Source organism: Arthrobacter sp. FW306-1B-F12A (assembly GCF_058781865.1).
This window is the reverse complement of sequence record NZ_JBYSXD010000034.1, coordinates 1-8,355: the sequence shown is the minus strand read 5'-3', so window position 1 is coordinate 8,355 and position 8,355 is coordinate 1. Positions and strand designations below refer to the sequence as shown.

The window sequence follows — 8,355 nt, the reverse complement described above, 5'->3', positions numbered from 1 at the left end:
CCTCGAAAGGTGACCGGCCGCCGTCGTTAACTCTGCCTCAGGACCTTGGTCCTGCGTCACGACTCCCAGAGGATCTCGTCGTCCACCACGCCGTCCTCGTCCGCCGCGACTACCAGGAGTTCGTCGGTGAAGTGCGAGCCCAAGGTGAAGTCGAGGACGAAATAGCGCTCCGGCTGGCCGGGGTAGATCGCTACATGGCCTAGTTTGAGGGCCTTGAGGAAGACGTCCTTGGTGAGCTGCGTCTTGTCGCGGACGCCGAACACTGCCTCCAGTTGCTCGTCCTTGAGCTGGTTGGAGTGGAAGTGGAGGAATTGCTGGGAGTTGGTGCCGTCCTGGTCCAGCTCCTCGGCGATCATGTCCCGGACCTGGTCCACCAGCTCGGGGAGGTAGCCCAGGCGGTAGTCCACCTTATGGAGTGCCTTCTCGTCGAAATGGTCGTGCGCCGCGACGTTCAGGTCCAGTTCCAGGGGATTTCCGGCGAGCTCGTGCGAAGCCACGTAACAGTGCTCCCGCCCGTGGTTGAGCTCGATCTCCCCAAAATGTTTGCTCGCTACCTTGCTCATGTCTTCAAGATAGTCCCAAACAAGCGGCGTGTTCCAGCATCCTGGAAGATTTCAGGTGCGTGGTTTGGGCGTTGACTTTTGCGTCGATTTGGGCATCGTAGCGGCACTGCCGGCGCGGACGGTTGCGGTGCTCCCGCGAAGGGTATCGGCCAGCAATTCCGTGAAGAGCTGCACCTGCGCTGTGCGCTTCTCGTTGATGAGCAGGGCGAACACGTTGCGGGCTAGCCGGATGTCCGGAACGTCGAGGACCACGACGCCGGGCGGCCGGTGCCGCAGCGCGAGTTCCGGCACCAGTGCGGCGCCGAGCCCCGCTGCCGCCATCTCGAGGCTGGCGTGGAAGTCGTCGCTATAGGCCGCGACGCGCGGGTGCAGATTGCAACTGGCGAACAAGCGTTCAATCACCACCGCATCGCTCGTGCCCGGGTGGTGCATGATCCAGGGCATGTCCGAGAGTTGCGAGGCCTGCATTTCGGCGTCCTCCCGGATGCCCCAGGACGCGGGGAGCACCACCCGGAAGTCGTCGTCGCCGATCCATTGCCGGTCCAGGGTGTGGGGCCACGCGAGTCCGGACTGGCCCACTTGGTACACCAGCGCCAGGTCCAGTTCGCCGCCGGTGCGCAGCCCTTGGATGGTTTGGGAAGGTTCGGCCACCCATACACGGAGTTCTATGCCAAGCTTTTTCCAGCGCGGGTTCCGGAGAATGTCCGGCAGGACGTAGGTTGCCAGGCTGGGGAAGATGCCGAGCCGCAGTTCCTGGACGGGGGAGTCCGCGCTCCTCGATGCGGCGGCCAGCAGGGTCTCGACGTCGGTGAGCACTTTGGAGGCATGCCGCACCATGGTCAGGGCGGCTTCGGTGGGAACCACGCTGCGTGGGGAACGGTGGAAGAGCTCGACGCCGGTGTCCCGTTCCAGGGATGCCATCTGTTGGGATACGGCTGAGGCTGTGTAGCCGAGCCGTGCGGCGGCTGCCGCGAAGGAACCGAGCCGCGTGACTTCAAGCAGTGTCCGCAGGTGGAGAAGGTTGACCATCAGTGATCCTTAGGCTCGATGCCGGCCGAAATCCGTGCCCAGCCAGCATAGCGGTGTGAATTCGGTCTCCGCTGCTGCCCGGGGGAGCCACGAAACCGTGTTTGCAGGATGCCGCGACACGCCGGGATCCAAGCGACACGCTGAGGATTAAATGTGGCTAAGTAGTCCACAGGGTGTGGATTACGTCTCCGGATTTGGCGGATTCCCGGACATTTTTACCTCCCTTGCCTGTGGACTGCCGGTGCGTAAAATGACATACTTGTAATACATCATCTTGGGGTTCCGCTGAGGCGCTTGCACTACATGTAGTATCGATTTACGGATTGAGCGGGAAACCAGCACAAGACATGCAAGACATGAATGCAAGACGTGAATAGAAGAGTTCGGCCGCCTAGGCGGTCAGCGGGCCAGCATCGGAGTCGGAATCAGTTCCGGTCGGGGCCTGCCAAGCGAAGAGCAAAGACTTCAACAAAGGGGACAGGGACCATGACTGTTACGGTTTACACGAAGCCGGCCTGTGTTCAGTGCAACGCAACCTACCGTGCACTCGACAAAAAGGGCATCGCCTACCAGAGCGTTGACATCTCACAGGATGCCGAGGCCCTTGAGCGCCTGAAGGCCCTTGGATACATGCAGGCCCCCGTCGTGGTGACCGAGCAGGACCACTGGTCAGGTTTCCGTCCGGACAAGATCGAAGAGCTGGCGCTGGCTGCCGCTTCGGTAGCGTAGTTTTTCAGGACTCCGCCACAACAACAAAGTATTCCAATGTAGTCGAGGTGACTCCCATGGCAGCGCTGGCAACAGCAACTGCTCAACTGAACGCTGAAGCCGTCAGCACGCGGAGTCACCTCATCTACTTTTCCTCCACATCTGAGAACACCAAGCGCTTCGTCCAGAAGCTCGGCGTCGACGCGGAACGCATCCCGCTCCATGCCAAGGACGCACCGCTGCTCGCACTGGAACCTTTCGTCCTGGTGCTGCCCACGTATGGCGGCACGAATGGCGAAGGATCGGTGCCCAAGCAAGTCATCAGGTTTCTGAACAACCCGCAGAACAGGGAACTGATCCGCGGCGTCATCGGAGCAGGAAACACCAACTTCGCGGAAAACTACTGCATGGCGGGAGACATCATCGCCACCAAATGCCGGGTTCCGCTTCTTTATCGATTCGAACTCATGGGGACTCCGGAAGATGTTGACCGGGTCAATCAAGGATTGGAAAAGTTTTGGACACGACTGTCGCAGATACAGAAGTAACCAAGGGCGCTATGGACACCGCCAAGGTCAAGAAGCCATTGCCGGAGGCCTACAAGGGCCTTGGCTACCATGAGCTCAATGCCATGTTGAACCTCTATGGTCCGAACGGGGAGATCCAGTTCGAAGCCGACCGCGAGGCCGCGCACCAGTACTTCCTGCAGCACGTGAACAACAACACCGTTTTCTTCCACGACCTGGAAGAGAAGCTGGACTACCTGGTCAAGAACCAGTACTACGAGCGCGAGACCCTCGATCAGTACACGATGAACTTCATCCGTGACCTGTTCAACCGCGCCTACAAGAAGAAGTTCCGCTTCGAGACCTTCCTCGGCGCCTTCAAGTTCTACACCTCCTACACGCTCAAGACCTTCGACGGCAAGCGTTTCCTGGAGCGCTACGAAGACCGTGTCTGCATGGTTGCCCTGCACCTTGCCCGCGGCAATGAGGAGCTGGCCAGCCGCCTCGTCGACGAAATCATCGACGGCCGCTTCCAACCCGCCACGCCCACGTTCCTCAACGCCGGCAAGGCCCAGCGCGGCGAGCTGGTCTCCTGCTTCCTGTTGCGCATCGAAGACAACATGGAGTCGATCGCCCGCGGCATCAACTCGGCGCTGCAGTTGTCCAAGCGCGGCGGTGGCGTGGCCCTCTCGCTGACCAACATCCGCGAGCACGGCGCCCCCATCAAGCAGATCGAAAACCAGTCCTCCGGCGTCATCCCGGTCATGAAGCTCCTCGAAGACAGCTTCTCCTACGCCAACCAGCTCGGTGCCCGCCAGGGTGCGGGTGCCGTGTACCTGCACGCCCACCACCCGGACATCTACCGATTCCTGGACACCAAGCGTGAAAACGCCGACGAGAAGATCCGCATCAAGACGCTGTCCCTCGGCGTCGTCGTCCCGGACATCACGTTCGAGCTGGCCAAGAAGAACGAGGACATGTACCTCTTCTCCCCGTACGACGTCGAACGCGTCTACGGCGTCCCGTTCTCCGACATCTCGGTCACCGAGAAGTACTACGAGATGGTGGACGACTCCCGGATCAAGAAGACCAAGATCAGCGCCCGCGAGTTCTTCCAGACCCTCGCGGAGATCCAGTTCGAGTCCGGCTACCCGTACATCATGTTCGAGGACACCGTGAACCGGGCCAACCCGATCGCGGGCAAGATCACCATGAGCAACCTGTGCTCGGAGATCCTGCAGGTGTCCACGCCGTCCATCTACGCCGAGGACCTCAGCTACGAGACGGTCGGCAAGGACATCTCCTGCAACCTTGGTTCGATGAACATCGCCAAGACCATGGATTCCCCGGACTTTGGCCTCTCGATCGAGACGTCCATCCGGGCCCTCAGTGCGGTGTCGGACATGTCCTACATCAACTCGGTGCCGTCCATCGCGCAGGGCAACGCCCAGAGCCACGCCATCGGCCTCGGCCAGATGAACCTGCACGGCTACCTTGCCCGTGAGCACGTCCACTACGGTTCCGAAGAGGGCCTGGACTTCACCAACATCTATTTCTACACGGTGCTGTTCCACGCTCTCCGTGCCTCGAACAAGCTGGCCATCGAGACCGGCCAGCCCTTCGGCGGCTTCGAGAACTCGACGTACGCCAGTGGCACGTTCTTCGACAAGTACACCGAGCAGGAATGGGCCCCGGAGACCGGGCGCGTCCGCGAGCTTTTCGCCGGCATCCACATTCCCACGCAGGACGACTGGCGCGAGCTGAAGGCTTCCGTCATGGAGCACGGCATCTACAACCAGAACCTGCAGGCCGTCCCTCCCACGGGTTCCATCAGCTACATCAACAATTCGACGTCCTCGATCCACCCGGTCGCGTCGAAGATCGAGATCCGCAAGGAAGGCAAGATCGGCCGCGTCTACTACCCGGCCCCTTACCTGACGAACGACAACCTGGAGTACTACCAGGACGCGTACGAGATCGGTTACGAGAAGATCATCGACACCTACGCCGCGGCGACGCAGCACGTGGACCAGGGCCTGTCCCTGACTCTGTTCTTCAAGGACACCGCCACCACGCGTGACATCAACAAGGCGCAGATCTACGCATGGCGCAAGGGCATCAAGACGCTCTACTACATCCGCCTCCGCCAGCTCGCGCTGGAAGGGACCGAAGTTGAGGGCTGCGTTTCCTGCATGCTGTAACCGATAACGGTTGCTTATTTGCGGCAGCCGCCGCGCCTCAAAACTGAAGAGTACGACGCCGGGTGAGCGCCCGGCGTCGTACGCTTACCTTAAAGAACACATACGTTAAGGGGACGAAATGACCGAGAAGGTCAAGCTGCTTAGCCACGTCGAAGCGATCAACTGGAACCGCATCCAGGATGACAAGGACGTGGAGGTCTGGAACCGCCTGGTCAACAACTTCTGGCTGCCGGAGAAGGTGCCGCTGTCCAACGACGTCCAGTCCTGGCACACCCTGACGCCGGACGAGCAGCAGCTCACCATGCGCGTCTTCACGGGCCTGACCCTGCTGGACACCATCCAGGGCACGGTTGGCGCTGTTTCCTTGATCCCGGACGCGATCACCCCGCACGAAGAGGCCGTGTACACCAACATTGCCTTCATGGAGTCGGTGCACGCGAAGTCGTATTCCTCGATTTTCTCGACCCTGTGCTCCACCAAGGAGATCGACGACGCTTTCCGCTGGTCCCTCGAGAACGAGAACCTGCAGAAGAAGGCACAGATCGTCATGGACTACTACCAGGGCGACGATCCCCTGAAGCGCAAGGTCGCTTCGACGCTGCTGGAATCGTTCCTGTTCTACTCCGGGTTCTACCTTCCGATGTACTGGTCTTCCCGGGCCAAGCTGACGAACACGGCAGACCTCATCCGCTTGATCATCCGCGACGAAGCCGTGCACGGCTACTACATCGGCTACAAGTTCCAGAAGGGCCTCGAAAAGGTCTCCGAGGAGAAGCGCCAGGAAATCAAGGACTACACCTTCGAACTGCTCTTCGAGCTGTACGAAAACGAAGTCCAGTACACGCACGACCTCTACGACGGCGTCGGCCTAGCCGAGGACGTCAAGAAGTTCCTGCACTACAACGCCAACAAGGCCCTCATGAACCTCGGCTACGAGGCGATGTTCCCGGCGTCCGTCACCGACGTAAACCCGGCTATCCTGTCGGCCCTGTCACCTAACGCTGACGAGAACCACGACTTCTTCTCGGGGTCCGGGTCGTCTTACGTCATTGGTAAGGCTGTTAACACTGAGGATGAGGACTGGGAGTTCTAGTTCTTTCCTCTAAGGGGTGTCGTTGCGGCGGCCGCTCACAGCAGTGCAACGAGTGCTGTGGTATCTACGTCGTCGGTCCCGCGGCAAATCGTACGGCCCACGGGGCTGACAACGGTGGGTCGACGCTTTCCTAGATTCGGGCGCTGGGGGTACCTGACGCCCGCGAAGGTGTTGTTGCAGCCCGACAGGTTTCCCCTCCCATCTTGACAGCCACAACCCTGCCGCCCTCCTACTGACTTCTGCGATGAATCGAGTCACGAAGCATGATCCAAAATGTTCACATCCAAAGGTTCAAGAACCTTACAGGATTGCAGCTGGATCTCGGAAGGGTTACCGCGCTAGTTGGATCCAATAATGCAGGCAAGAGTTCGATTCTTCAGGCGCTGCAATTCAGCACTTCAGTTGCACAGAGCCTTAAGTTGGACGGTGTCGCGAGGTGGAAGTGGGACGGTACAATTTCAGGCACGCTCGCCGCAGAGCAGTTGGTGTACTCGCCCATGCGAGATGTTCACGCTCTGGCCCAAGGCGGCCGCCTTAAGCAGACGGCAACATCTGCGATTGTGATCAGCTTGACGGATGAAACCCTCGGTGGGGTCACCACGGAGGTTCGGCGAGGAAAAAATAAAAACATAAATGTTTCGATTACAGGTAAGCGCCTTGGGCTCAAGCTGGAACCTCTAACTCAACCATATAGCGTCCTCGCGCCAGGGCTGGCTGGAATTCCAGCCTATGAAGAGTTGAAATCTCAGGGGCTCGTTCGTCGTGCTGCGGCAAAGGGCGACGCCAATGGTGTTTTTCGAAATATCCTGTGGACACTTAAGCAGGACATAACCGCTTGGAATCTATTCTCGAAAAGGCTTCTAAGGCTTTTTCCGAACCTCAGCATCAGTATGCGGTTTGACAATGCGACGGATGAGGTCATATCAGCTTTTGCTGTACGTGATGGTGTCTACTTGCCAATTGATTCCTGCGGTACTGGCGTATTGCAGGCGATTCAGATTCTTGCATACATTGGAGTATATAGTCCCAAGCTTCTACTGTTGGACGAACCAGACTCGCACCTCCATCCTGACAATCAGCGAAAATTGGCTCAACTTCTGTGTGAACTTTCCTTTGAGTGTGATTTCCAGGTTATAATTTCGACCCATTCGAGGCATTTCTTGGATGAGCTTGAGACGCTGGAAGCGGAAATCCGCTGGATTGACGCCGGAAATTCGCAAGTCGAGACCTTTGACCGCGTCGACATACTCCTTGGACTTGGAGCTTTGGATGCCACTGATCGCTTACGCAACGGGCAAACGCCGTGGATCGTACTAACTGAAGACAAGAATCCAGAGCTCCTAAGGACGCTCCTTGAATCTTCAGGACTTGAGCCTGATAAGTATGACGTCTGGTCGTATCAGGGATGCACAAAAATTGAAGCTGCCCTTGTTTTGGGAAACTTTATCCGCGAGCACGCTCCTGGAACTCAGATTCTTGTCCACCGGGACCGCGATTATTTAGGAGATTCGGAAGTTCAAGAATTTTTGTCCTCCCTACAATCTCAGGGCCTCCATCCTTTCGTGACGACGGGTACGGACACTGAGAGTCATTTCTTATGTGCCGCCTATTGGAGCAGTTTTATTCCGGAGCTTACAATCCAGCGAGCTGCTGAGCTCCTTCAAGAGGCAACTGACACAACGTTAGATAAGTCTGTTGAGAAGCTGAATAACTCTCGTGTAGCTGCCGCTCTCCGTAATAGGAACAAGACCGGGGGTAGTGAAATAAATTATGGAACCATTTCTCGCGAGTGTTCTCGCGACTTTAAGGAGAACGCCATCAGATTCAGGCATGGCAAGACAGTGCTTAAGCAAATGAAGGCGCTTGTCCAAGATGAGTTTAAGAAGCCGGTCCACTCGCTTCCGGACTCCGCGCATATTAAGTTGGAGTCGCTCGAATCACTGTTTGCGATTCAATAGAATAAGAGCCCACTTACCTTTGGTGTACAGTTCAGCCTTGGCGAGATGGCAAGCGTTATCTAATTAGTCCTACCCCGCACCTCGGAAAACGGGCTGCCCCACCTGCTGAGTCGTGGCATCCCGACGGAAGGAACGCCGCTTCCAACGGGTCCGGGACGTATCTGTCGCCGGTGCCGTCGAGGTGCTGTGGTCCAAGTACCGCTGGTGCTGCGAGGAACCGGGCTCTTCACGGTTCGTGGGGAAATAGATCCCTGGGATGAGTGTCATGCCGCCGTCCGGGCGGCACTTCTCAAGAGG

Annotated in this window: 8 protein-coding genes; 5 read left to right on the top strand and 3 right to left on the bottom strand. The window is 58.2% G+C overall.

Features of this window, described 5'->3' with window-relative positions; translation table 11 throughout:
* Positions 1-56 precede the first annotated feature (56 nt).
* Entirely contained in the window at positions 57-563 is a 507-nt protein-coding gene (locus AC3WJU_RS15600) for a DUF2004 domain-containing protein (RefSeq protein ID WP_059389332.1), read from the bottom strand.
* 51 nt (positions 564-614) lie between these two features.
* On the bottom strand, positions 615-1,592 hold the full coding sequence (locus tag AC3WJU_RS15595) for a LysR family transcriptional regulator (RefSeq protein WP_492260306.1): 978 nt from the start codon (positions 1,590-1,592) through the stop codon (positions 615-617).
* A gap of 486 nt (positions 1,593-2,078) precedes the next feature.
* Here AC3WJU_RS15595 and nrdH point away from each other — a divergent pair, with 486 nt between their 5' ends.
* The 5 genes from nrdH to AC3WJU_RS15570 all read left to right on the top strand — a co-directional run bounded on the left by nrdH (position 2,079) and on the right by AC3WJU_RS15570 (position 8,058).
* Complete coding sequence (gene nrdH, locus AC3WJU_RS15590; protein ID WP_028267421.1) at positions 2,079-2,321, top strand: glutaredoxin-like protein NrdH; 243 nt, start codon at positions 2,079-2,081, stop codon at positions 2,319-2,321.
* Positions 2,322-2,377: 56 nt separating this feature from the next.
* Positions 2,378-2,848: a class Ib ribonucleoside-diphosphate reductase assembly flavoprotein NrdI gene (gene nrdI, locus AC3WJU_RS15585; RefSeq protein ID WP_059389331.1), complete on the top strand. Its 471-nt coding sequence runs from the start codon at positions 2,378-2,380 to the stop codon at positions 2,846-2,848.
* 11 nt (positions 2,849-2,859) lie between these two features.
* Positions 2,860-5,007, top strand: coding sequence for a class 1b ribonucleoside-diphosphate reductase subunit alpha (nrdE, locus tag AC3WJU_RS15580; protein ID WP_307053035.1), 2,148 nt, complete (start codon positions 2,860-2,862; stop codon positions 5,005-5,007).
* A 118-nt stretch (positions 5,008-5,125) separates the two neighbouring features.
* Positions 5,126-6,100 carry a class 1b ribonucleoside-diphosphate reductase subunit beta gene (gene nrdF, locus AC3WJU_RS15575; protein ID WP_059389329.1) on the top strand — a complete coding sequence of 325 codons (975 nt, stop codon included), beginning with the start codon at positions 5,126-5,128 and terminating at the stop codon, positions 6,098-6,100.
* A gap of 263 nt (positions 6,101-6,363) precedes the next feature.
* Complete coding sequence (locus AC3WJU_RS15570; protein ID WP_492260305.1) at positions 6,364-8,058, top strand: AAA family ATPase; 1,695 nt, start codon at positions 6,364-6,366, stop codon at positions 8,056-8,058.
* A 69-nt stretch (positions 8,059-8,127) separates the two neighbouring features.
* Here the strand turns inward: AC3WJU_RS15570 and AC3WJU_RS15565 are convergent.
* A partial coding sequence (locus AC3WJU_RS15565) for a hypothetical protein (protein ID WP_492260304.1) occupies positions 8,128-8,355 on the bottom strand: 228 nt, incomplete at its 5' end.

What these genes read in the sequence shown, in the direction of transcription:
- AC3WJU_RS15600 (WP_059389332.1), bottom strand. Translation starts at nt 563, where the DNA reads ATGAGCAAGGTAGCGAGCAAACATTTTGGGGAGATCGAGCTCAACCAC.
- AC3WJU_RS15595 (WP_492260306.1), bottom strand. Translation starts at nt 1,592, where the DNA reads ATGGTCAACCTTCTCCACCTGCGGACACTGCTTGAAGTCACGCGGCTC.
- nrdH (WP_028267421.1), top strand. Translation starts at nt 2,079, where the DNA reads ATGACTGTTACGGTTTACACGAAGCCGGCCTGTGTTCAGTGCAACGCA.
- nrdI (WP_059389331.1), top strand. Translation starts at nt 2,378, where the DNA reads ATGGCAGCGCTGGCAACAGCAACTGCTCAACTGAACGCTGAAGCCGTC.
- nrdE (WP_307053035.1), top strand. Translation starts at nt 2,860, where the DNA reads ATGGACACCGCCAAGGTCAAGAAGCCATTGCCGGAGGCCTACAAGGGC.
- nrdF (WP_059389329.1), top strand. Translation starts at nt 5,126, where the DNA reads ATGACCGAGAAGGTCAAGCTGCTTAGCCACGTCGAAGCGATCAACTGG.
- AC3WJU_RS15570 (WP_492260305.1), top strand. Translation starts at nt 6,364, where the DNA reads ATGATCCAAAATGTTCACATCCAAAGGTTCAAGAACCTTACAGGATTG.